The 23,341-nt window shown below is 68.6% G+C and carries 23 protein-coding genes; 12 read left to right on the top strand and 11 right to left on the bottom strand.

Annotated elements, in window-relative coordinates; genetic code table 11:
- Positions 1-3: 3 nt before the first annotated feature.
- The 4 genes from BSY19_RS23860 to aceB all read right to left on the bottom strand — a co-directional run bounded on the left by BSY19_RS23860 (position 4) and on the right by aceB (position 3,893).
- Complete coding sequence (locus BSY19_RS23860) at positions 4-303, bottom strand: metal-sensing transcriptional repressor (protein ID WP_069056336.1); 300 nt, start codon at positions 301-303, stop codon at positions 4-6.
- A gap of 165 nt (positions 304-468) precedes the next feature.
- Positions 469-1,374: a hypothetical protein gene (locus tag BSY19_RS23855; protein WP_069056335.1), complete on the bottom strand. Its 906-nt coding sequence runs from the start codon at positions 1,372-1,374 to the stop codon at positions 469-471.
- Between the two features lie 192 nt (positions 1,375-1,566).
- Positions 1,567-2,142 (bottom strand): NUDIX hydrolase, encoded by a 576-nt coding sequence (locus tag BSY19_RS23850; protein WP_069056334.1) that lies wholly within the window; start codon positions 2,140-2,142, stop codon positions 1,567-1,569.
- 149 nt (positions 2,143-2,291) lie between these two features.
- A complete protein-coding gene (gene aceB / locus BSY19_RS23845) occupies positions 2,292-3,893 on the bottom strand; it encodes a malate synthase A (RefSeq protein ID WP_069056333.1) in 1,602 nt (533 codons plus the stop codon).
- 245 nt (positions 3,894-4,138) lie between these two features.
- Between aceB and BSY19_RS23840 the strand changes: the two genes are divergently transcribed.
- Positions 4,139-5,410: a TadE/TadG family type IV pilus assembly protein gene (locus BSY19_RS23840; protein ID WP_069056332.1), complete on the top strand. Its 1,272-nt coding sequence runs from the start codon at positions 4,139-4,141 to the stop codon at positions 5,408-5,410.
- Here BSY19_RS23840 and BSY19_RS23835 read toward each other — a convergent pair.
- The 3 genes from BSY19_RS23835 to ygfZ form a co-directional block, all read right to left on the bottom strand.
- The gene (locus tag BSY19_RS23835) at positions 5,385-5,999 is read right to left on the bottom strand and encodes a YfbR-like 5'-deoxynucleotidase (RefSeq protein ID WP_069056331.1); all 615 of its coding nucleotides are present in this window, start codon (positions 5,997-5,999) and stop codon (positions 5,385-5,387) included. The two genes, BSY19_RS23840 and BSY19_RS23835, sit on opposite strands and share 26 nt — an antisense overlap.
- 112 nt (positions 6,000-6,111) lie before the next feature.
- On the bottom strand, positions 6,112-6,753 hold the full coding sequence (locus BSY19_RS23830) for a DNA-3-methyladenine glycosylase I (RefSeq protein ID WP_083247802.1): 642 nt from the start codon (positions 6,751-6,753) through the stop codon (positions 6,112-6,114).
- Positions 6,750-7,634 (bottom strand): CAF17-like 4Fe-4S cluster assembly/insertion protein YgfZ, encoded by an 885-nt coding sequence (gene ygfZ, locus BSY19_RS23825; RefSeq protein ID WP_069056330.1) that lies wholly within the window; start codon positions 7,632-7,634, stop codon positions 6,750-6,752. The genes BSY19_RS23830 and ygfZ overlap by 4 nt, the downstream gene beginning before the upstream one ends.
- A gap of 118 nt (positions 7,635-7,752) precedes the next feature.
- On the opposite strand from ygfZ, the gene BSY19_RS23820 reads away from it, so the two are divergent.
- Positions 7,753-9,090, top strand: a complete 1,338-nt coding sequence (locus tag BSY19_RS23820; RefSeq protein ID WP_069056329.1) for a dihydroorotase — start codon at positions 7,753-7,755, stop codon at positions 9,088-9,090.
- Between the two features lie 212 nt (positions 9,091-9,302).
- On the opposite strand, the gene BSY19_RS23815 is transcribed toward BSY19_RS23820, so the two are convergent.
- Entirely contained in the window at positions 9,303-9,812 is a 510-nt protein-coding gene (locus BSY19_RS23815; RefSeq protein ID WP_069056328.1) for a 2'-5' RNA ligase family protein, read from the bottom strand.
- A 124-nt stretch (positions 9,813-9,936) separates the two neighbouring features.
- Here BSY19_RS23815 and BSY19_RS23810 point away from each other — a divergent pair, with 124 nt between their 5' ends.
- From BSY19_RS23810 to BSY19_RS23785, 6 genes are all read left to right on the top strand, one after another.
- Complete coding sequence (locus BSY19_RS23810) at positions 9,937-11,049, top strand: ABC transporter ATP-binding protein (protein ID WP_335622312.1); 1,113 nt, start codon at positions 9,937-9,939, stop codon at positions 11,047-11,049.
- 22 nt (positions 11,050-11,071) lie between these two features.
- A complete protein-coding gene (locus tag BSY19_RS23805; RefSeq protein WP_069056326.1) occupies positions 11,072-12,202 on the top strand; it encodes an ABC transporter substrate-binding protein in 1,131 nt (376 codons plus the stop codon).
- Between the two features lie 166 nt (positions 12,203-12,368).
- Entirely contained in the window at positions 12,369-13,202 is an 834-nt protein-coding gene (locus BSY19_RS23800; RefSeq protein ID WP_069056325.1) for an ABC transporter permease, read from the top strand.
- Positions 13,199-14,014 carry an ABC transporter permease gene (locus BSY19_RS23795; protein WP_069056324.1) on the top strand — a complete coding sequence of 272 codons (816 nt, stop codon included), beginning with the start codon at positions 13,199-13,201 and terminating at the stop codon, positions 14,012-14,014. The genes BSY19_RS23800 and BSY19_RS23795 overlap by 4 nt, the downstream gene beginning before the upstream one ends.
- A 166-nt stretch (positions 14,015-14,180) precedes the next feature.
- Positions 14,181-15,629, top strand: a complete 1,449-nt coding sequence (gene hydA, locus BSY19_RS23790; RefSeq protein WP_069056323.1) for a dihydropyrimidinase — start codon at positions 14,181-14,183, stop codon at positions 15,627-15,629.
- An 82-nt stretch (positions 15,630-15,711) separates the two neighbouring features.
- Positions 15,712-16,377 (top strand): GntR family transcriptional regulator, encoded by a 666-nt coding sequence (locus BSY19_RS23785; protein WP_069056322.1) that lies wholly within the window; start codon positions 15,712-15,714, stop codon positions 16,375-16,377.
- A gap of 13 nt (positions 16,378-16,390) precedes the next feature.
- Here BSY19_RS23785 and BSY19_RS23780 read toward each other — a convergent pair whose 3' ends face one another.
- The 3 genes from BSY19_RS23780 to BSY19_RS23770 form a co-directional block, all read right to left on the bottom strand.
- A complete protein-coding gene (locus tag BSY19_RS23780) occupies positions 16,391-17,272 on the bottom strand; it encodes a DMT family transporter (protein ID WP_069056321.1) in 882 nt (293 codons plus the stop codon).
- Positions 17,265-18,308 (bottom strand): phosphotriesterase family protein, encoded by a 1,044-nt coding sequence (locus BSY19_RS23775; RefSeq protein WP_069056320.1) that lies wholly within the window; start codon positions 18,306-18,308, stop codon positions 17,265-17,267. Before BSY19_RS23775 ends, BSY19_RS23780 begins: the two co-directional genes overlap by 8 nt.
- A gap of 172 nt (positions 18,309-18,480) precedes the next feature.
- Positions 18,481-19,293 carry a transporter substrate-binding domain-containing protein gene (locus BSY19_RS23770; RefSeq protein WP_069056319.1) on the bottom strand — a complete coding sequence of 271 codons (813 nt, stop codon included), beginning with the start codon at positions 19,291-19,293 and terminating at the stop codon, positions 18,481-18,483.
- 148 nt (positions 19,294-19,441) lie between these two features.
- On the opposite strand from BSY19_RS23770, the gene BSY19_RS23765 reads away from it, so the two are divergent.
- Genes BSY19_RS23765 through BSY19_RS23750 form a run of 4 tightly spaced genes read left to right on the top strand, consistent with a single transcriptional unit; the run spans position 19,442 to position 23,291 of the window.
- On the top strand, positions 19,442-19,729 hold the full coding sequence (locus BSY19_RS23765) for a (2Fe-2S)-binding protein (RefSeq protein WP_069056318.1): 288 nt from the start codon (positions 19,442-19,444) through the stop codon (positions 19,727-19,729).
- Position 19,730: 1 nt separating this feature from the next.
- Positions 19,731-21,158 (top strand): FAD/NAD(P)-dependent oxidoreductase, encoded by a 1,428-nt coding sequence (locus tag BSY19_RS23760; protein ID WP_069056317.1) that lies wholly within the window; start codon positions 19,731-19,733, stop codon positions 21,156-21,158.
- Positions 21,155-22,324 (top strand): NAD(P)/FAD-dependent oxidoreductase, encoded by a 1,170-nt coding sequence (locus BSY19_RS23755; RefSeq protein ID WP_069056316.1) that lies wholly within the window; start codon positions 21,155-21,157, stop codon positions 22,322-22,324. The genes BSY19_RS23760 and BSY19_RS23755 overlap by 4 nt, the downstream gene beginning before the upstream one ends.
- Positions 22,317-23,291, top strand: coding sequence for a dihydrodipicolinate synthase family protein (locus BSY19_RS23750; protein ID WP_069056315.1), 975 nt, complete (start codon positions 22,317-22,319; stop codon positions 23,289-23,291). Before BSY19_RS23755 ends, BSY19_RS23750 begins: the two co-directional genes overlap by 8 nt.
- The last annotated feature ends 50 nt before the right edge of the window (positions 23,292-23,341 follow it).

Below are 23,341 nucleotides of genomic sequence, written 5' to 3'. Positions count from 1 at the left end.
GGGTCATTTCAGATAGGGGCGGATCACGCGCATGATCTCGCCGATCTCGGCCGGCTCGCTCGCCGGGGCATGGTCATGGGCGTTCTGATCTCCGCAGGCCTGGCCCAGCAGCGTCTCGCGCAGATGGCTTTCCAGCACCTCCGCCATCAGCCCGGTCGCGGCGCCGCGCAGCGCGGAAAGCTGCTGCAGCAGGGCGCCGCAGGGCTCGCCGCGCTCGACGGCGGCGATCAGCGCATCGGCCTGGCCGCGGATGCGCTTGAGCCGCGTCACCGCGCGCTTCTTCTCTTCAGGCGTATGCGGCATCGTCGCCCTGATACTGGGGTGGAGTATCGTTTCGCTTGTTCTAGAGGCGTCAACTGCGGGCGTCAACGCGCACGCTCGCGCCAACGAGAAAGGCGGCCGCATCGCTGCAGCCGCCTCGCTGGATTCATGTCGCGACGCGAGCGTGGCCCGCGCCGGTGGTCTTGGTCAGAAGCTGTAGGCCGCCTTCACCTTGACGAGGTGCTGGCTGAAATTGGTCAGGTCGAGATCGCCGGGCTGGCCCTTGGCCTTGCCCGCCACCTGGACGTTGTAGGCGGCCGAGATCGCGAGCTGCTTGCTCGCCTGCCAGTAGATGCCGGGGCCGGCGAAGGTGGCGTAGCCGGCTTCATTGCCGAAGCCGAGATCGGTGTAGCGGCGCTGATGGCGGACCTCGCCGCTGAGATAGACGCCGTCCAGCGCCTGCCAGGCGAGCGAGCCGCCGACCGTGAAGGTGGAGGAGCGGCCATAGGGGTCCGGGCCCGTCCAGGTCATGTCATGCGACAGGTTCAGCGCGGCGTAGAGCTTGCCTGGAACCAGCGTCTTGTCGGCAAAGAGCCGGATGCCGGTGTTGTAGGTGGTGAAGCGCCCGGCGCCGTCGGGATCGGTGCGGTTGACGCTGGGGTCGAGCACCACGGTGAGACCCAGGCCATGCAGGTCGCGGCCGAGCAGGCGGTACTTCATCTCGACGCCGGCGCCGTAGCTGGTGGAGTCGGCGCTGACGCCGCCCAGGGACGCATTCGTGTAGCCGCCGAGCAGATAGGGGCCGACCTCGAGGCAGGGCAGCAGGCCGTAGGAGCCCTGGAGCTGCAGGCCGTGGCCATTGGACGAGCCGGTGCGCGTGCCATAAGCGCCGCCATAGGTCAGGCTCGTGCCGAATGAGCCCTTGTCGGCGACGTCGGAACCGGTGGTGAAGCCGAAGGCGTCGGTCGGGATGCCCTCGCTTTCGCTGCAGGCCGACAACACCGGCGGCGCGACGGGGGCTCCCTTGCGCGACGGCAGGTCGGCGGCGGATGCGACGGTCGCCGAGGCCAGCAGGAGTGCGACGAATGAGAGGGCGGTGGCTTGCGACGTCATGGCGCGATTCCTGTTGCGGCGACGCGAAGACCTGCCGGCGCAGATCAGCTCCGAGCGTGGTCGATCATGACCAAAGATGGTTAACGCTTCGTCATTCTGGCTGTGACAGCCGGATGATGCGCGCCCCCGACCGGGCCCGTCCAGAGCCCTGGATGCTCATGAACTGTTATAATATTACATGTTGCCGGACTGCTACAGGGCGCCCGGCGGCGTCAGGCTGCAGATCCGCGCGAGGCCCAGCGGGGCGATGTCGGCGAGTTCGGCGAGAGGCTTCCAGGCGGCGGCGTGGACCTCCTCGATCTGGGCGACGAGCGGGGCGCCCGGATCGGCCAGGAAGAGATATTGCAGGTCGTGATGGACATGGGCCGGCTCGCCGCGGGACGGCTTGCCGGGCACATCGTGGCTGTCGATGACGAAGGGCCGGTCGCTGCCCTCGTGCCAGGGATGCAGCCGCAGCCCCTGCACGCCGGTCTCCTCCAGCGCCTCGCGCGCGGCCGAGGCGTGGAAGCTCTCGGCCTCCTCCCAGTGCCCGCCGGGCTGGAGCCAGCGGCCGATCACGACATGGTCGATCAGCAGGATGCGGCTGTGATCGGGCGAGAGCACATAGGCGCTGGTGGTGACATGGCCGGGAAAGGTGTCGCGCGAGTCGAGCGCGTGGCCCTGGTCGATCTGCCAGCGCAGCAGCGAGAGAAGCTCGCGCGGGCCGGCGATCTCGGCGCGGTAGCGCGCGACGGCTTCAGTGAGGCGGGCGGCGAAGGGCTTTGTCATGGGGCGGGTCTAGCCGATTCGAGGGCGGGTTGGCAGCGTGGTTCGTCCCTTCTCCCCTCGCCGATCGTCTGGCTCGGCTTCCGACTCCTCCCAGACGAAAAAGGCGCCGCCTCGCGGCGGCGCCCTCGCATCATCAGAGCCTCAGCCCCTCACAGCTTCCCGTAGGCTGGCAGGGTCAGGAAATCCTCGAACTGCGGTGCGAGCGAGAGTTCCGAGAACAGCGCGATCGCCTCGGGGAAGCGGCCCTTGTCATACGTCTCCGCGCCGAGTTCGGTCTTCACGCGGGCCATCTCCTCGGTGAGGCAGCGCTTGAACAGGTCGGGGGTGACCTTGGTGGTGCCGTCGACCTCGACGCCGTAGCTGACGAACTGCCAGATCTGGGCGCGGCTGATTTCGGCCGTCGCGGCGTCTTCCATCATGTTGTAGATCGGCACCGCGCCGCGGCCGCGCAGCCAGGCCTCGAGATACTGCACGCCGACGCGGATGTTCTCGCGGAAGCCTTCTTCGGTGCGCGTGCCCTGATGGACTTCCAGCAGGTCCTTGGCGGTGACGTTGACGTCCTCGCGCTTCTTGTCGAGCTGGTTGGCCTGCGGCATCAGCCGGTCGAAGACCTCCATGGCGACGGGGACGAGGTCGGGATGGGCGACCCAGGTGCCGTCATGGCCGTTGCCGGCCTCGCGCTCCTTGTCGGCCTTGACCTTGGCGAAGGCCGCCGCATTGGCCTCCGGGTTGTTCTTGACCGGGATCTGCGCGGCCATGCCGCCCATGGCGAAGGCGCCGCGGCGGTGGCAGGTCTTGATCAGCAGCAGCGAATAGGCGTTCAGGAAGGCCTTGGTCATCACGACCTGCGAGCGGTCGGGCAGGACGAAGGCCGGGTTACGGGCGAGCTTCTTGATGAAGGAGAAGATGTAGTCCCAGCGGCCGCAGTTGAGGCCGGCCATGTGGTCGCGCAGCTCGTAGAGGATCTCGTCCATCTCGAAGGCGGCCGGCAGCGTCTCGATCAGGACGGTCGCCTTGATCGTGCCGGTCTTCATGCCGAGCGCGCCTTGCGCGGCGACGAAGACGTCGTTCCAGAGCCGGGCTTCGAGATGGCTCTCGAGCTTGGGCAGGTAGAAATAGGGGCCGGAGCCGGCGGCGAGCGCGGCCTTGGCGTTGTGGAAGAGATAGAGCCCGAAATCGACCAGCGAGCCCGAGGCGATCTCGCCGTCGATCTCGATATGGGCTTCGGGCAGGTGCCAGCCGCGCGGGCGGATGATCAGCACGGCGGGCTGGGGCTTAAGCTTGTAGGCCTTGCCGGTGGTCGGGTCGGTGAAGTCGATCGCGTTGGCCCAGCGGTCCTTCAGATTGATCTGGCCCTCGACCATGTTGGCCCAGACCGGCGAGGAGGCGTCCTCGAAATCGGCCATGAAGACCTTGGCGCCGCAGTTCAGGGCGTTGACGATCATCTTGCGGTCGACCGGGCCGGTGATCTCGACGCGGCGGTCGAGCAGATCGGCGGGGATGGGCGCCACCGTCCAGTCGCCCTCGCGGATATGGCGGGTCTCGGCCAGGAAGTCCGGCGTCTCGCCGGCATCGAAGCGCTTCTGCCGCTCGGCGCGCAGCGCCAGCAGGCGCTTGCGCGTCTCGTTGAAGCGGCGGTGCAGGTCGGCGACGAAGGCGAGCGCGTCATGGCTCAGCACTTCGCCATAGCGCGCGGCGAGCGCGCCCTTGACGACGACGCCCTTGGGAAGGGTGAGGGAAGCTTCGGTCATCGCATGCACTCCGGCTGAGGGTCTCGTTGGTTCCTTATCGCCCGAGATGATCCTTCGCGAAACGACGAAAAGCGCCGAGGACCTTTGCCGATTTCGAAAAGGTGACAACATTCGTTAACGCTCGCGACCGTGAGGCGGCTGGGCCCGGCGCGAAAACCGACGATAGCGACAATTCGAACGATCGGATTCAGCCCCCCGCAACGGGGGCGGGGGTGTCCTGAGGGCTGATTGTCGGGGGATAGTCCATGAAGCTCGGTTCCATGATGCGGCGGCTGAAGCGGTTGAGCTCGGACGAGCGCGGCAATGTGATGGTGATGTTCAGCTTCGCCATGGTCCCGGTGATCGGCCTGACCGGCGCCACGATCGACTATTCCCGGGCCTCGGATGCCCGCCAGATGCTGAACGCGGCGGTGGATTCCGCGGCGCTGATGGCGGCCCGCGACGCGACCAAGCTCAGCGACAGCGAATTGCGCGACCGGATCAACAAGTGGATCGCCGCCAATCTGAGCGGTGACGCCGCCAGGACCTTCACCAGCGCCACCATCACGATCGACCGGACGGCCCGGACGATTTCCGTGGCGGCCAATCTCTCGATCGACACCAGCCTGACGCGGCTGATCGGGCACGACAGCGTGCAGGTCGGCAGCACCTCGCAATCGACCTGGGGCACGAACACGATCGAGCTCGCGCTGGCGCTCGACAACACCGGCTCCATGGCCTCCTCCGGCAAGATGACCGCGCTAAAGGCGGCCTCGCTCGACCTGATCAAGATCATGAAGGAGGCGACGCTGGTGGCCGACCAGATCAAGATCTCGGTCGTGCCGTTCGCGACGCAGATCAAGGTCGCGACCACGCTGAAGGACGAGCCCTGGCTGCGGTTCGACCAGGGCAAGACGACCTGCACGACGGATCGCTGGGGCAACCGCACCTGCAACACGGTGACCATCACCAAGTCGACCTGGACCGGCTGCATCAGCGACCGCGACCAGTCCAACGACGTCAAGGACAACGAGACCGTCTCGGCCTATGCCACGCTCTACCCGGCCGATTTCTGCGCGTATTCGACGCTGGCGCCGATCACGCCGCTGACCTCGGACTGGACGGCGCTGACCAACGCCATCAACGGCATGACCCCGGTGGGCAACACCAACGTCACGATCGGCGCGAACTGGGGCATGGCGACGCTGACGCCTGGCGTTCCCTTCACTGAGGCGAAGCCCTTCGCCACGCCGCGGCTGCAGAAGTACATGATCTTGCTGACCGACGGCGAGAACACGCAGAACCGCTTCACGACCAATGGCAGCGCGATCGACGCCCGCACGACGCTCGCCTGCCAGACGGCCAAGGACGCCGGCATCCGCATCTACACGGTGCGCGTGATCAATGGCGACCGCACGCTGCTGCAGAACTGTGCGACCACGCCGAGCATGTATTACGAGGTCAGCAGCGCCTCGCAGCTGACGCCGGTGTTCCAGCAGATCGCCCGCGAGATCAGCCAGATCCGCCTGACGCAGTGAGCGCGGCGAAGCGCGCCAGGAACAGCTCCTGCGCGGCTTGCGTGTCGAGCGGCTGCAGCAGGGCCGCCACCGCCCGCGGCAGCGCCTGCGGCCGGCCGAAATAGCGCAGCGCCTCGTCGCGCGAGAAGCCGGCGAGCTCGGTCGCCTCCAGGAAGGCGGCGATGGTGTCGGCCTCCTTGGTCTTGCGCTTGAGCAGGGCGGGAGGGGCCGCCGGCAGGCCGAAGCGCAGATGGATGGCGCCGAGCAGCCGCGTCTCCACCGCCTTGTAGGCGTCGCCCATCACGACCTTGAAGGGCGAGATCATGTCGCCGATGACGTATTCGGGCGCGTCATGCAGCAGCGCCATCAGCCGCCAGGATTGCGACCAGCCGGGGTTGAGATGATCGGCGATGGCCTCAACCAGCAGGCTGTGCTGCGCGACCGAGAAGGAGTGCGGTCCTTTGGTCTGGCCGTTCCAGCGCGCGACGCGGGCGAGCCCATGGGCGATGTCCTCGATCTCGACATCGAGCGGGGAGGGATCGAGCAGGTCGAGCCGGCGGCCCGACAGCATACGCTGCCAGGCGCGCGGCGGTGCGGGGGCGCGGGCCATGGTCAGGCGGCTTTCGTCATGGCGAGGAGCGCTCGCGACGAAGCCATCCAGGGGGACGTCGAACGAGCCCTCCTGGATTGCTTCGCTGCGCTCGCAATGACGGCGGAGGCGCTCATGCCGGCCTGATGTCGCGCGCCAGCGCCGCGCATTCGTCGCGGCGGAAGCAGCCGGTCAGGTGGTCGTTGACCAGCCCGCAGGCCTGCATGAAGGCGTAGACGATGGTCGGGCCGCAGAAGGTGAAGCCGGCCTTTTTCAACTCCTTCGCCATCGCTTCGGAGGTCGCCGTCTGCGTCGGCACTTCCCCTTGCGTGCGGACGCTGTTCTGCAGCACGCGGCCGTCGAGATGCTTCCAGAGGAAATCCGCAAAGGGCTCGCGCTCGCTGATCGCGAGATAGGCGCGCGCGCTCTTGATCGTGCCCTCGATCTTGCCGCGATGGCGGATGATGCCGGGGTCGGCGAGCAGGCGCTGGACGTCCGTTTCGCCGAAGCGCGCGACCTGTTCCGGATCGAAATTCGCGAAGCCGGCGCGGAAGGCGTCGCGCTTCCGCAGGATCGTGATCCAGGACAGTCCGGCCTGGAAGCCGTCGAGGATCAGCTTCTCCCAGAGCGCGCGGGAGTCGTACTCCGGCACGCCCCATTCGGTGTCGTGATAGGCGAGATATAGCGGGTCGGTGCCCGGCCAGCGACAGCGGAACTTGCCGTCAGGGCCCGCGATGGCGGTGCGTTCCTCGCCCGCGGTGGTCGTGTCGCTCATGCCGCGGCTCCGAAGCCCGCCTCGCCGGGGAAGGGGAAGCGGATGAAATCCGGCTTGGCCAGCGTGAAGGCCATGCCGCCGCCGAGCAGGGGTTCTCCGGCCGCCTGCGCATCGGCGACGCGGTCGAGCCTGAGCAGAGCGAGCGCACGGCCGTTGGCGGCCGAGCCGATCCGGCCCAGCGGCTTGCCGCCGGCCACGGCTTCCGCGCCGGTCTCGGCCGCGATGCCGCCGTCGAAGACGACCGGCACGACGCGGGTGCGGGCGGTGCCGCGATGCTGCATGCGGGAGACGACCTCCTGGCCGATATAGCAGCCCTTCTTGAAGGAGACGCCGCCGGTCTGGTCGAGCAGCGCCTCATGCGGGAAGGCGTCGCCATAGGCGAAGTCGCGGCCGCCCTCGGGGATGCCGAGCGCGACGCGCCGCGCGTGCCAGTCCTGCATGTCGGCGGTCGCGAACTCGGCGGCACCGTCGCGATCGATCAGGGCGCGCTGGCCCAGGCCCGGCAGGCGCGGATCGGCATAGACGAGGCCGCTGTCGGCCGGCAGCGCGCCGCCATCCGTCGCGGCGATCACGGCGGTCGCCTCGGTCAGGTCGTCGAGCGTCACCTTGGCGCGCAGCTTGTAGAGCTTGAGGCGTTTCATCAGGTCGGCGGTCTGGAGCAGGGGCGTGTCGAGCAGGAAGCCGCCGCCTTCCGCATCGGGGACCGCGACGACCAGAAAATCGCAGATGATCTTGCCCTGCGGTGTCAGCAGCGCGCCATAGCCGGCCTGATCCGGCGTCACCGCCTCCAGGTCGTTGGTGACGAGGTTCTGCAGGAAAGGGCGGGCGTCCTCGCCGGCGACGCGGATGACGCCGCGGTCGATCAGATGGGTGGCGGGCATGGCTTCGGCTCCTGCGGATAAAGGCGATAGGTAGGCGGCTTCGCGCGCGTTCTCAACTCGCCAGCGCCCGTCGTTTCGGCTAATCGCGGTTCATTGCAGACCGACCGGGAGACCCGCCATGCCGCAGACCTATGACGTGATCCTCAAGGGCGGCACGGTGGTGAACCATGACGGGCGCGTGCAGCGCGACCTCGGCATCACCGGCGGCAAGATCATGGCGCTCGGCGATCTCTCGCGCGCCTCGGCCGGCGAGGTGGTGGATTGCACGGGGCTGCACATCCTGCCCGGCGTGATCGACTCACAGGTGCACTTCCGCGAGCCGGGGCTCGACCACAAGGAGGATCTGGAGAGCGGCTCGCGCGCGGCGGTGATGGGCGGCGTCACCTGCGTCTTCGAGATGCCGAACACCAATCCCCTGACGACGAGCGAAGCGGCGCTGGCCGACAAGATCGCGCGCGGGCGGCACCGCATGCATTGCGACTTCGCCTTCTGGGTCGGCGGGACGCATGAGAACGTGAAGGACATCCCCGAGCTGGAGCGCCTGCCGGGCGCGGCCGGCATCAAGGTCTTCATGGGTTCGTCCACCGGCAACCTGCTGGTCGAGGACGATGCGGGCGTCGCCGCCATTCTGCGCCAGACGCGCCGGCGCGCCGCCTTCCATTCCGAGGACGAGGGCATGCTGCGCGAGCGGATGGGCCTGCGCGTCACGGGTGACCCGGCGAGCCATCCGGTCTGGCGTTCGCCCGAGGTGGCGCTGACCTGCACGCAGCGGCTGGTGCGGATCGCGCACGAGACGGGCGCGCGGGTGCATGTCCTGCACATCTCGACCGGCGAGGAGATGGTGTTCCTCAAGGACCACAAGGATGTCGCCACCGTCGAGGTGCTCCCGAACCATCTGACGCTGGTCGCGCCGGACTGCTACGAGCGGCTGGGCACCTATGCCCAGATGAACCCGCCGATCCGCGACGACAGCCACCGCCAGCGCATCTGGTGGGGTGTCGAGCAGGGCATCGTCGATGTGCTCGGCTCCGACCATGCGCCGCACACGCATGAGGAAAAGCACCACGCCTATCCCGCCAGCCATTCCGGCATGCCGGGCGTGCAGACGCTGGTGCCGATCATGCTCGACCATGTGAATGCCGGCAGGCTCACGCTCGAGCGCTTCGTCGATCTCTCCAGCCACGGGCCGCAGCGCATCTTCGGGATGGAGGGCAAGGGCCGCATCGCCGCCGGCTACGACGCCGACCTGACCATCGTCGATCTGAAGCGGCGCGAGACGATCACCAACGCCTGGGGTGCCTCGAAATGCGGCTGGACGCCCTATGACGGCGTCACCGTCACCGGCTGGCCGGTCGGCACCTATGTGCGCGGCCGCAAGGTGATGTGGGAGGCCGAGATCGTGACGCCCTCGCAGGGCGAGCCGGCGCGGTTCCTGGAGGCGCTGCCGAGGGGGTAGCGTAACGCGGCTGAACCCCTGCCGTCATTCCGGACGCAGCGAAGCGGAGCTCCGGGATCCATCCTAGGGCTCCGTCGCGTCCTATGATGGGTCCCGGAGCGGCGCCGCTGCGCGGCCGGTCCGGGATGACGCGGTGTTCCAGAGGCAGGATTGCGGGGGCGTCGCGATATCCGTCATTGCGAGCGCAGCGAAGCAATGACGGTTGAGGGGCGTCAGCCCAACTCCACCGTCCCGACGATGCGCCAGTCGGCGATCGGGACGTCCTGGCCCGACGTCACCACGCAGAGGCGGTCGAAGCGGATCGGGCGGCCGGTCAGCGCCGCCGAGACCTGGGCTGTGGCCTCCGCTTTCGGCCCGGCCGCGACCGGGCCGTAGAGCAGCGAGACATGGGGCAGGAAGGGCTCGCGCGCCTGCGGGTCGAGCCGCTGCTTGAGCGCCAACAGCGGGTCTGAGACCGCGAAACGCGCATAGAACGAGCGGAAGAAGCTTTCGCTCGTCTCGATCCCCGTCACAGCCTCGGAGAAAACCGCGACCTCGGCGGCGGCCGCTGCGATCTCGGCTGAGAGCTGCGTCACCGGCCTGTCGGTATCGCCGGCGATCGTCAGGTGCGGGGTGAAGAGCGGCGCGCCGAAGCGGGCGGAGAGATCGGCGAGGACGCCCGCGAGCAGGGCGCCGTCGTCGGCGGCGGGCATCAGCCAGAGGGAGTGGATCGGGCCTGTCATCAGAGCTTCATAAACCTATTGCACACGGTCCGACACAGACGTTATGTTTGCTCCAAGCGTATCGGAAATGGAAGATCCATTCCATTCCAACCGAGCAAAATGCGCGTTCTAGGGAGATGGCACCGTGCCAACCGATATGCCCAACGGGCCGCGCAGCGGCGCGTCGATCGCCGTGCGCGACCTGAAGGTCTCCTATGGCGGCACGCGCGTGCTGCATGGCGTCAGCCTCGATTTCGAGCCGGGCAGCTTCACCGCGCTGCTGGGCTCCTCGGGCTGCGGCAAGACCACGCTGCTGCGGGCGCTGTCGGGCTTCGTGCCGGTCGAGTCCGGGGCGATCCTGGTCGGAGGGCGCGACGTCGCCCCGCTGCCGCCGGAGAAGCGCGGCATGGCGATGGTGTTCCAGTCCTATGCGCTGTGGCCGCATATGAGCGTGCTGCAGAACATGGGCTACGGGCTGAAGCTGCGCGGCGTGCCCAAGGCGCAGATCGCGGCCAAGGTCGGCGCGCTGCTCTCCATGCTCGGCCTCTCCGGCTACGAGGACCGCAAGGTCACCGCGCTCTCGGGCGGGCAGCGCCAGCGCGTCGCGCTCGGCCGGGCGCTCGCCATCGACCCCGGCATCCTCCTGCTCGACGAGCCGCTCTCCAATCTCGACGCCAAGATCCGCATGGTGATGCGCCACGAGATCCGCGCCATCCAGCAGCGGCTCGGGCTGACCGCCGTCCATGTCACGCATGACCGCGAGGAGGCCATGACCATGGCGGACCGGCTGGTGATCATGCAGGCGGGCCGCGTCGCGCAGGTCGGCACGCCCGAGGAGGTCTATGACCGCCCGGCGAGCGCCTTCGTCGCGAATTTCATGGGTGCGGAGAACGTGCTGCCGCTGCATGTCGCCCGCGCCGAGGGCGGCGCCTCCGTCACGGCCGGCACGGCGATGGCGCGGCTCGCGCCGGAGGCGGCCCAGGCGCTGCCGGCCGGCGAGGCGGTCGCCTATTTCCGCGACGATGTCGCAAGGCTCGACGCCAGCGACGCGGCGGCGGGCGGGGATCTGCTGGTCCCCGGCACCATCGCCGCGCGCGCCTATCCGGGCGGGGTCTACCGCTACCGGATCGAGGCCGCCGGCCGCCAGATCACGGTCGACGACGCCGACCGCCACGAACTCGGAATCACGATCGGCCTGCGCATCCCGCTGCAGCGCCTGCACATCTTCCCGGCATCCGAGGCCGGGATTGCCGCCTGACGTCCCAACCCTGGAGTCTCCCATGCGCATCCTCACGATTGCCTGCTCGCTCGCGGCGCTGATGGCGGCATCCCCGCTCTCCGCCCAGACCCTCAATGTCGCCTCCGCCGGCGACCAGAACATGGTCGACTACGTCAAGGACTTCCTCGGGCCGATGTTCGAGAAGGCCAATCCCGGCGTGAAGGTCGTCTCGGTCGGAACCGGCGCGGGCGATTCCGGCTCGCAGAAGATCTTCGAGAAGCTCGACGCCCAGAAGGGTTCGGCGACGACCGATTTCGACGTCGTCGTGATCCACCAGAAGGCCGCCGGCCAGATGGTCAAGGACGGGCTGCTCGACAAGTACACCGCCAATGTTCCGACCGCCAAGCTCGCCACCGGCGAGGCGGCCAAGAACGCGCTCGGCACCGATGTCTCGGGCTATGTCATCCCGATGTTCCAGTCGCAGACGGCGCTCGCCTACAATGCCGACATGGTCAAGACGCCGCCCTCGACCTTCGCCGAACTGGCGGATTGGGCGAAGAAGAACCCCAAACAGTTCGGCTATAACGGCATCAAGGGCGGCATGTCGGGCGTCTCCTTCGTCGCCGGCTGGGTCTATGCCTTCGGCGGCGACGCCGAGAAGCTGATGAAGGGCCCCTATGACGCGGCCACCAAGACGACCTGGGACAAGGCCTTCGCCGACCTGAAGGAGTTCAACAAGAACGCCACGATCACGCCCGGCAATGCCGGCACGCTCGACATGCTCAACCGCGGCGAGATCGCGATCGGCCCGGTCTGGGTCGACATGTTCTATTCCTGGCAGGCCGACGGCAAGCTGCCGCCGAACATGAAGCTGAAGCTGATCTCGCCCGGCATGCCCGGCCAGCCGATGTATTACGCCGTGCCCGCCAAGGCCGGCCAGAAGAAGCTGGCCGAGGCCTTCATCGCGCTCGCCACCTCGCCGCAGGTGCAGGCCGACGGCATCGTCAAGAAGTTCAACTGGTATCCGGGCATCGACGCCAGCCATCTCGAGGGCAAGCTCGACAAGGCCGCCTGGGACAAGCTCTTCGTCGACGTCACCCCGGCCGACCTCGCCAAGAACGGCAAGGCCTTCCCGATCGCGCCCTACTTCAACGACATCCTCGAGGGCTACGAGAAGAAGGTCGCGAACTGAGATCGGCGTCCCAAGCCACGTCATTCTCGGGCGAAGCGCAGCGCAGACCCGAGAATCTCGGCCTCCAGCCCGCTGGTCGAGAGATGGTCGGGTCAAGCCCGACCATGACGCAAGCCTCCGGCCCGGCTCGATGCCGGGCCGCCCCTCCCTCGAAAAGCGCAGTGGAATGAGCCTCTCCCAACGCCATCTGGCGCTGATCCTGATCACGCCCGGCCTCGTGCTGGTCGCGGCGCTGTTCCTGTATCCGCTGTGCTTCTCGCTGATCTCCGCCTTCAGCAAGGACGGGTCGTTCACGCTCGAGTGGTTCGCCAAGGCGTTCGAACTCTACTCGACCGACATGGTCTTCACGGTGGTGATCGTGGTGACCTCCTGCGCGCTGACGGCGCTGGCCGCCATCGTCATCGCCGGCACGCTGACACTCGGTGAAAACCGCTACATCGTGGGCACGCTAAGGGCGCTCTATCGCTGGCCGCTCTTCATCCCCTTCATCGTCGCGGCGCAGTGCATGCGCACCTTCCTCGCCAAGAACGGCCTGATGAACAACAGCTTCGTCTCGCTGGGGCTGATCGAGCCCTTGCAGGCGGTGAGCTTCCTCGACTGGCGCGGCATCATCGCCACCTTTGTCTGGAAGCAGACGCCCTTCGTGGCGCTGCTGCTGGCGGGCGCGCTCGCCTCGATCGACCGGGCGACGCTGGAGGCCGGCCGCAATCTCGGCGCCTCGCGGCTGCGGGTGCTGATCGAGCTGGCGTTGCCGCAGGTCATGCAGACGCTGCTGGTGGCGCTCGTGCTCTCCTTCGTGACGATGCTCTCGGTGCTGTCGGTGCCGCTGATGGTCTCGGGCTCGCAGCCGACCATGCTGACCGTCGACATGGCCTTCCGCATCAACGCCTATGGCGACTACGCCACGGCCAATGCGCTCGGCGTCATCACCTATCTGATCAGCGCCGGTGCCGCGATCCTGTATCTGCGGCGCGGCCTCTCGCAGGAGGCGCCGCGATGATCCGGCTCGCTGCCTCCGCCCGGATGGTGCTGGCCGCGAGCCTGCTCGCCGCCTTCGCCTTCGTCCTGATCGGGCCGATCCTGAACCTCGCGCTGTGGTCCGTCGCCGAGCGCTGGTACACGCCCCACAAGCTGCCCGTGACCTATGGCACGCGCTATTGGGAGCAGGTCTTCCGGCCGACCGGCGACGCCATGGCCTCGCTAGGCACCAGCGTCTGGATCGCGGTGCTGACGGTGCTGTTTGCGCTGGCGCTGTCGATTCCCGCCGGCTACGCGCTGGCGCGGCTGAAGCTGCCGATGCGGGCGCTGTTCATGCTGATGTTCCTGCTGCCGCAGGCGTTTCCGTCGGTGGCGATCTACATCAACGTCGCCCGGATCTTCTACCAGCTCGGCATCAACGGCACGGTCCTGGCGGTGGTGCTGGTCCACACCGCGCATGGGCTGGTGTTCTCGGTCTGGATCGCGGCGGCGGCCTTTGCCGCGGTCGACAAGGATCTCGAGCTGGCGGCGCGCAACATGGGCGCCTCGCCGCTGCGGGCCTTCTTCACCGTGACGCTGCCGCTGGCCGCGCCGGGCATCATCGCCAGCGGCATCTTCGTGTTCCTCGAATCGCTCGACGAGTTCACCGGCACCTTCTTCGTCGGCGTGCCCCAGGTGACGACGCTGCCGCTGCTGCTCTACAATGCGGCGATGGGCGGCAACTACCAGGTCGCCTCGATCACGGCGCTGATCCTGCTGGTGCCCTCGGTGCTGTTCATGCTGTTCATCGAGCGCTTCCTGCGGGCCGACGTGCTCGCCAAGGTCGGGACGTGACGCCCTAGGCTTTGCCGCAGGCTGCGCCCTCCGCGCCGCGCTCGCGCGTGGCGCGATGTTCGCGCTTGCAGCGCGACGGCCGAGCCATCAAAATGCGGGCTGCATACACTCTGTATTCCGTCGGGGGCTTCGGCTCGTGGCAGGCGGGATCCGACAGGAACAGTCCATGAGCTACGATCTCGTCATCGCCGGCGGCACGGTCGCCACCGCCTCCGACACGTTCTCCTGCGATATCGGCGTGCGTGACGGGACGATCGTGGCGATGGGTCATGATCTCGGCCCGGCGAAGGAGACGATCGACGCCACCGGCCACCTCGTTCTGCCCGGTGGCATCGACAGCCATGTCCATATCGCCCAGCCCAGCGGCGACGGCATCGTCATGGCCGACGACTTTGCCTCCGGCACGCTCTCGGCGGCGTTCGGCGGCAACACCACGGTGATGCCGTTCTGCATGCAGGAGAAGGGCACGTCGCTGCGCGAGACGGTGAAGGATTATCACAAGCTGGCGGAGGGGCGCTGCTACACCGACGTCTCCTTCCACCTCGTCATCTCCGAGCCGACCGAGCAGGTGCTGGGGCAGGACCTGCCGGCGCTGATCGAGGACGGCTACACCTCCTTCAAGGTCTTCATGACCTATGACGGGCTGGCCCTGAACGACCGCGAGATGCTCGAGGTGATGTCGGTGGCGCGCGAGACCGGCGCGCTCGTCATGGTCCATGCCGAGAACTACGACGCGATTCGCTTCCTGACCGACCGACTGGAGCGCGGCGGGCATATCGCGCCGAAATTCCACGGCACCTCGCGGCCGATTCCCGTCGAGCGCGAGGCGACGCATCGCGCGATCTCGCTCGCCGAACTCGTCGATGTCCCCGTGATGATCGTCCATGTCTCGAACCGCGAGGCGATGGAGGAGATCGCGCGGGCCCGTTCGCGCGGCCTCAAGGTCTATGGCGAGACCTGCCCGCAATATCTCGTGCTGACCGAGAAGGACATGGACGGCCTCAACATGGAGGGCGCGAAATATGTCTGCTCGCCGCCGCCGCGCGACACCGCCAGCCAGCAGGCCTGCTGGGAGGGGCTGTCGAACGGCATCTTCAACGTCTTCTCCTCCGACCACTGCCCGTTCCGCTACGACGACCCGGCCGGCAAGTTGATCCCGAAGGGCAAGACCTCCTTCCGCTGGGTGCCCAACGGCATTCCCGGCGTCGAGACGCGGCTGCCGATCCTGTTCTCGGAAGGCGTCGGCAAGGGGCGGATCACGCTGAACCAGTTCGTCGCGCTGTCCTCGACCAACCATGCGAAGACCTACGGGCTGACGAAGAAGGGCTCGATCGCGATCGGCATGGATGCCGACATCGCGATCTGGGACCCGAAGCGCGAGGTCACGATCAGCCAGTCGCTGCTGCACCATGGCAGCGACTACACGCCCTATGAGGGCATTGCGGTGACGGGCTGGCCGGTGACCACGATCCTGCGCGGACAGGTGCTGGTGCGCGACGGCCAGCTCGTCGGCAAGCCGGGGCAGGGCGGGCATGTCGCGCGCGAGCGCTCGGCGCTGGCGGCCTCAGCGGGGCAGCTGCCGACCTCCTTCGAGCCGGCCGGGCGCCACCGGTGACGGCCGGCGCCGCTTCCGGACTTGATGGCCGGCGCCGGCTCGTCCAAAGACGGTTCTGCAACCTGAGGACGAAGACTCAAGCATGACCCTGACCGAGCCGGGCGAAACCCCCGAGCAGACCGGCGGCTACAACCTCTCCAACCTCGCCTACAAGGCGGTGTCGGACATGGTGCGCGGGCGCCGGCTCAAGGGCGGCGAGGTCATCGTCGAGGCGAAGCTCGCCGATGTGCTCGGCATCTCGCGGACGCCGCTGCGCGAGGCGCTGCAGCGCCTGGAGGGCGAGGGCCTGGTGGTGAAGGCCGCCAACCGCTCCTTCATGGTGCGCAATGTCGATCTCGGCGAATATCTGCAGAGCCTGAAGGTGCGCGAACTGCTCGAGGGCGAGGCGGCGGCGCTCGCCGCGGGGCGGCTGTCGCAGGCCAAGCTCGCCATGGTTCATCGAGAGATCGACGAGCTGATGGCGGCGACGACCTATCACACCGACGCCCACTGGCGCTCCGACGACAATGTCCACGGCCTCTATATCGACGGCTGCGGCAATGCCGTGATGGGGCAGATGATCCGCTCGCTGCGGGTGACGACGCGGCTGTTCGAGATCGCCCGCCTCGCCGACCGCGTCGGGCAGGATGCGGTCGAGCATCTCGAGATCGTGGTCGCGCTGGAGGCCGAGGACCCCAAGCGCGCCCGCAAGGCCGCCCAGGCGCATATCCGGAGCCTGTCGCGCTTCTCGCTCGACAACATCTCCTGAACGGAGCGGCGGCTCAACCCCGCGAGCGGATCAGCGCCACGCCGCTGGCGACGACGATCGCCGCGCCCAGCAGGGTGGCCAGCGTGGGAACCTCGCCGAAGGCGAAGTAGCCGATCAGGCAGGCAGCGATGATCTGCGAATAGATCATCGGCGAGATCACCGCGGTCGGCGCCCGCCGGAAGGCCTCGATCAGCAGGAGATGGGCGAGCGTGCCGAAGGCACCGCCGACCGCCAGCACGCCCCATTCCCAGGGTTCCATCCGCGACCAGGACCAGGGCAGGGCGAGCGAGGTCAGCAGGAAGGCGAAGAAGCCGACCTGGAACAGCATAGCCAGCGGGTCCTCATCGGCGGCGATGGCCCGCGTCAGGACGTGATAGCCGGCGTTCGCCAGCGCCATGGCGAGCGGAAAGACGAGAAAGCCGCCGGCGCCCGGCGCTGTCGGCTGCAGCGCGACCATGACGCCGCCGAATCCGATCAGGATCAGCGCCCAGCGCCTCAGCGAGGGGCGCTCCTTAAGGAAGACCATGGCGAGGATGGTCGCGATCAGCGGGGCCGAGAAGGTGATGGCGTAGGTCTGGGCCAGCGGCATGGATTTCAGCGCCAGCACGATGAAGACCGTGGTGCCGACCAGCGCCGCGCCGCGGCAGAGCTGGATGACGGGGTGGCGCGTCAACAGCATCCGGCGCGCGCCAAAGAGCGGCATGACGGCGACGAGATAGACGACCTGGAACAGGTTGCGGCCCCAGGCGAGGAAGAGCACGTCGTGCCGCGCCGCCAGCGCCTTGAGGATCGAATCGAGGCTGACGAAGCAGAAGGTCGACACCACCATCAGCGCGGCGCCGATGAGGATGTCGCGCCTCGCGCGTGCGGCCGCCTCGACGCCGGCCTCAGACAAGAGTGAGCAGCCGGCGCGGCGTTTCGATCAGGAACTGGTCGATCATGGCCTCGTCGAATCCCTTGCGGCGCATCATCGGCACCACATTCTCGATCAGATGACCATAGCCATGGCCGCCATGGCGGCACAGGCGCGTCTTCGTGCAGATGTCCTGCGAGAGCGTCACCTGCGCGCCATGGCCGCGCGCGACGAGCCCCGCGATCCCGTTCAGCCGCATGCCGTCATTGGGCAGGTCGATCGGGGCGAAGGGGTAGTGCGAGGATTCGATGCCGAAGAAATCCCATTCGGCGACGGCACCCGTCTCGACCAACGCCAGCGCCTGATCCAGCGTGGAGAAGGTGCGGTCGAGATGGCTGATGATCAGGCGCGTGACGTCGCCGCCGGCCGCCGCGACATGCGCGACGACCTGCAGGGGCGAGGCGGGGTCGCGTCCGGGATGGACGTTGATGCTGGCGCCGGTCTCGCGCTGGGCGATGGCTGCGGCGGTGAGGGCGCGCAACTCGCCCGGGGTGGGCGGGTCGCTGATGCCGATCTCGCCGATGATGCCGGCGCGGACATCGCTGCCGTGCAGGCCGTCGCGGACGCTGGCGATCATCAGCGCGGCCAAGTCGTCGGTCGAGCGCGTGGTCAGGGCCTCGCCGGCGAAGCTCTCGATATAGACGCCGCAGCCGGCGACGATGGCCACGCCGGTCGCCTGCGCAATCGCGCGCAGGCCGAGCGGATCGGGCTTGATGCCCTCGATGGTCAGCTCGACGATGGCGCGGCCGCCGCGCTCGCGGAAGAGCCGCACCTCCTGCGTCATCTCCGCGACGTCCGAGAGGATGTGGTTCCCGTAATGCCGGCACCAGTGGTAGCGAATCTCGGCGGCGTTCCAGGGCGTGATCTCGACTTCCGGGAGTCCCTGCGCGGCGAGTTCGGGCGGCGTGACATCGCAGAGCAGATGCTCGTGCATCAGCGTGGGTCCGAGATCGGCGGGCGCGATCGGGCCGCAGACGGTCTGGATCTCGCCGGGGGCGGCGGGGCGGTTCGGCGGCATGTCGAGGATGGCCCGGCTGTCTCGGACGCTGTTTCAGTCGCGCCGTCATCCCGGCCGCAGCGAAGCGGAGCGCCGGGATCCATCGTAGGGAACTGCACTCTACGATGGATCCCGGAGCAGCGCCGCTGACGCGGCTTGTCCGGGATGACGGCGTGTTTTGTTGAGGAAGGCCTCAGAAGTAGGGCGTGAAGCCGGTCGGGTTGAGCATCTTGATGCCGAACCACTTGATCCACATCTCGTCTGTCTTGCCGCGGCGATGCATCTCGAAGATCGCGACGTTGAGCCAGTCCTTCAGGCCGGTGGCGTTTTTGGCCAGGCCGAAGCTGCAGTAGTAGACGTCGACCGGCGTCTCGACGACCTTCCACTTCACGTCCTTGAAGCGGTTCATCTGCTCGCCGACGAAGTCGATGACGTCGATCATCGCGTCGCCGCGGCCCTGTGCCAGCGCGCGCACCGCGTCGGGGTAGTTGTCGAGCAGCGTGACCTTGGCCTGCTTGAGGTTATCCTCGATGAACTTGACCGGGGTGGTGCCGCGCACCTGGATCAGGGTGACGCTCGGGCTGTCGAGTTCCTTCCAGTCCTTGTAGGGCTTGGCCTCGGTCGTCAGCACGCCGAAGACCTCGGTGTGAACGGGCACGGTGAAGTCGATGACCTTGGCGCGCTCGGGATTGCGCGTCATCGCGCCCATGACGAGATCGATCTTGCCCGAGGCGACGAAGGGAATGCGGTCGGGCGAACCGGTCTGTACGATCTCCAGCTTCACGCCGAGCATCTTGGCGATCTCGGTCGCGAAATCGACGTCGAAGCCGACGATCTGGTTCTTCTCGTCGAACTTGGCCAGCGGCGGCAGCGTCGGGTTGACGCCGACCTTGAGCGTGCCGGACTTCAGGATCTCGTCGAGCGTGCGGGCGCTCGCATCAGTGGGCAGGGTGGCACTGGCGACGCCCAGGAGCGCGGCGAGGCCGAGTGCGATTTTCTTGAACATGGAGTCCCCTCAGACTGGTCGGTTGAACGCCTCGGCTGCGGCCACGGCCTGCTCTCGAAGGCTGGACATGTTGCACCGATTGTCTATGGAGTGTATACAATGGTTGGCCCGTGTAAAGCGGCTGCGAGCGGGGAATATGGGCTGACGGATGACGGCTCTGCGGATGAAGGACGCCTTCCGGCGGGGTGACGCCGTGACGCTGACGGTCGAAGGGCGCAGCGTCATGGCCCATTGCGGCGAGACCCTGGCGGCGGCGCTGCTGGCTGCCGGAATGGCCCGGCTGCGCCATAGTCCCCGCGAGTTTTCGCCACGCGGCGCCTACTGCTTCATGGGAGTCTGCCAGGAATGCGTGGTGCGGGTCGACGGCGTGCTGCGCCAGTCCTGCCAGGTGCCGGTCGAGGATGGGCTCATCGTCGAACTCAAGGGCTCGCTCTAGGATGACGCCGGCCGACCTCATCGTCGTGGGAGCCGGGCCGGCCGGCGCCGCAGCCGCGCTGGCCGCCAGCGAGGCCGGCCTTCAGGTCGTGCTGCTGGACGAGGCCTTCGCGCCCGGCGGGCAGGTCTACCGCGCGCCGCCGCCGCCCCTCTCCGTCGCAGCGGGGGCGCGGGGCGCCGACGATGCGGCCGGCGATGGCCTTCGCGCGGCGGTCGCCGCCTCGGCCGTGGTCTGGAAGGGTGGGGCGCGGGTCTGGTCGATCTCGGGCGCCTTCCGCGTCGACGCCGTGACGGCGGCGGGGAGCGAGAGCTTCACCGCTCCGCGGCTGGTCGCCGCCACCGGCGCGCATGAGCGGCTGGTGCCCTTTCCGGGCTGGACGACGCCGGGCGTGATCGGGCTCGCGGCGGCGACGATCCTCTTGAAATCGCAGGGCATGGTGCCGGGCCGGCGCACCGTGGTGGCGGGTTGCGGGCCGCTGCTGGCGGCGGTCGCGGCCAAGATCGTCGCCGGGGGCGGCGCGGTCGCGGCGGTGGTCGATCTCGCGGGGCCGGGCGACTGGCTGAAGGCGCTGCCGGCGATGGCGAGCCGGCCGGATCTGCTGCGGCAGGGGCTCGGCTGGGCGCTGAAGCTGGGCGCGGCGCGCGTGCCGGTGCTGTTTCGCCATATGGTCACGGGCGTCTCGGGCGGAGAGACCTGCGAGACGGTGACGGTCGCGCCGGTCGATGGGGAGGGCCGGCTGACGGGCGGCCGCTCGCGCGTGTTCGATGTGGATGCGCTCGCCATCGGCCATGGGCTGGTGCCGGGCTGCGAGATCCCGAAGCTGCTGCGCGCCGCGCATCGCTTCGCGCCCGACGCGGGCGGCTGGACGCCGGTGCGCGATGCGTTCGGGCGCTGCTCGGTCGCGGGGCTCTATGCCGTCGGCGACGGAGCGGCCGTGGCGGGGGCCGAGCCGGCGCGGCTCTCGGGGCGGCTCGCGGGGCTGGCGGTGGCGCAGGATGAGGGGCGGCTGCCGGCCGATGTCTTCGCACGCGAGGCGGGGGCGGCGCGGGCGGCGCTCGACAAGGCGCTGGTCTTCGCCGGCGCGATCAATCGGCTGATGCGGGCGCGGCCGGCGATGGTCGAGGCGATCGCGGCCGAGACGGTGATCTGCCGCTGCGAGGATGTCCGCCGCGGCGAAATCGAGGCCGCCATCGCGGCCGGCGCGCGCGAGATCAACCAGCTTAAGCATTTCACCCGCTGCGGCATGGGTCCCTGCCAGGGCCGGATGTGCGGCGAGACGGCGGCGACGCTGCTCGCCCGCCATGTCGGGTCGCGCGAGGCGGCGGGCTACTGGACCGGGCGGCCGCCGCTGCGTCCCGTGCCTCTGGCCGATCTGCTCGGCCAGTTCGACTATGCCGACATCCCCGTGCCGACTCCGGCCCCGCTATGAGCGCACCCTACGATCTCGCCATCGTCGGCGGCGGCATCCATGGCGCGACGGTGGCGCTGTTCTGCGCGCGGGCCGGCATGAGGACCGTGCTGTTCGAGCGCGGTGCGCTGTGCCGCGAGGCCTCCGGCGTGAACGCGGGCACGCTGACCATGCAGATGACGCGGGTGGCGCTGATCCCCTATGCGCTGCAGGCGCATGCGATGTGGGCCTCGGCGCGGGAGTGGCTCGGGCACGATGTCGGCGTTGTCGTCTGCGACGGGCTGTCGCTCGCCTTCACGCCGCGCGAGGCGGAACTGCTCAGCTTCCGGGCCGGCAAGCGCCGCGAGGCCGGTGCGCCGATCGAGCTGATCTCGGAAGCGGCCGCGCGCGCGGTCGAGCCGGGGCTGGGCGAAGGCGTCCTGCTCGCCGGGCACTGCAAGGTCGACGGCTACGCCAATGCCTATCTGACGGGGCAGGCCTATCGCGCCGCGCTGATCGAGGCCGGGGTCGATCTGCGCGAGGAGACGCCCGTCTCGGGCGTCGAGCGCGAGGAGGGCGGCTTTGCCGTTCAGACCGAGCGAGGTCCCGTCCGGGCCAGGCGGCTCGTGCTGGCGGGAGGGGTCTGGCTCGAGGAGATGGCGGCCTGGCTCGGCATCGACCTGCCCATCAAGGTGCTGGTGAACCAGCTCGCGGTGACCGAGCGCGTCGCGCCGGTCATGCGCACCGTCGTCGGCATCGCCAGCGGACTGTTGTCGCTGAAGCAGTATCCGCACGGCACGGTGGTGATCGGCGGCGGCTGGCAGGGCAAGGGCGACCGGCAGCGCGGCGGCGCCGAACTCGTGCCCGAGAGCCTGATCGGCAATATGCGCCTCGCCTGCCATGCCATTCCCGCGCTGCGGAATGCCAGGCTGGCCCGCGCCTGGGCGGGGCTGGAAGCCGAGACGGCCGACGCGCTGCCGGCGGCCGGGCCGATCCCGGGCATCCCCGACGCCTATGTCTGCGGCAGCGTCCACTCCGGCTACACCAGCGGCCCCTACATCGCCCGGCTGCTCGCCCAGCGCATCCTCGGGCAGGAGCCTGCCGACCCGCTCTTCCCGATCGACCGGCTGCTGGCTCCGCCAGCCGCCCCGACCACCCCATCCGCCGATGCAGGCCGAGCCACCGATGAACAGCCACAGCATGTCTGATCCCGCCATCGCACCCGATGCCCTTGTCACGGCGGCCATCGCGCGCCTGACCGGCATCCATGCGGCGACGATCTGCCCGATGACGCCAGCGTTCCGGATGGACGAGCAGGCGCTCGCCGACCATGTCGCGGCGGTCGCGGGGCATGACGGCATCGAGGGGCTGCTGATCAACGGCCATGCCGGCGAGAACTTCCTGCTGACGCGCGAGGAGAAGCGCCGCGTCGTCGCGATCTGCCGGGAGGTGCTGGGGCCGGGCGTCTTCCTGACAAGCGGGGTGAATGCGGAATCAAGCCTCGACGCCGCGCTGCACGCACGCGATGCGGAGGAGGCGGGCGCCGACGCCATCCTGCTGTTTCCGCCCAATGCCTGGGGGCTGTTCCGCGATCGCGATTCGGCGCTGCTGCATCACCGGCACGCCATGGCGGGCTGCGGCCTGCCCTTCCTGCTCTACCAGGCGCCGGTGGGGGCAGGGTCCATGCCCTATGACACGGCGACGCTGGCGGGGCTGGTGGCGCTGCCGCGCGTCTGCGGCATCAAGGAGGGCAGCTGGGAGGTCGCGACCTACGACGCCAACCGGCGGCTCGCCAAGGGATTGCGGCCGGACCTTGCGGTGCTCGGCTCCGGCGACGAGCATCTGCTGACGAGCTATCTGATCGGCTCCGAGGGCAGCCAGGTCAGCCTCGCGGCGGTGACGCCGGCGCCGCTGGTGGCGCTCTGGCGCGCGGCACAGGCCGGCGACTGGGAGCAGGCCCGGCACTGGCACGACGCGATCTATCCGCTCGCCTGCGCGGTCTATCGCGAGGCGCCGGGCGGGCGCGCCACCACCCGGCTCAAGGCCTGCCTGAAGATCCTCGGGCGGCTCGCCTGCGATGCCGTGCGCCCGCCCTTCGCGCCGCTGCCGCCCGAGGAGTACCGCCGCCTGGAGAAGGCGCTCGGCCATGTCGAAAAAGCCGGCGCCCCGCGTTGACAATCATCCCGGGCGATGGCCTCATTGCATGCTGAACGTATACAATGACA

The sequence above is a fragment of the Bosea sp. RAC05 genome (assembly GCF_001713455.1).
Classification (GTDB): Bacteria; Pseudomonadota; Alphaproteobacteria; order Rhizobiales; family Beijerinckiaceae; genus Allobosea.
The sequence above is the reverse complement of the archived record's forward strand: the minus strand, read 5'-3'. Positions and strand labels throughout refer to the sequence as shown.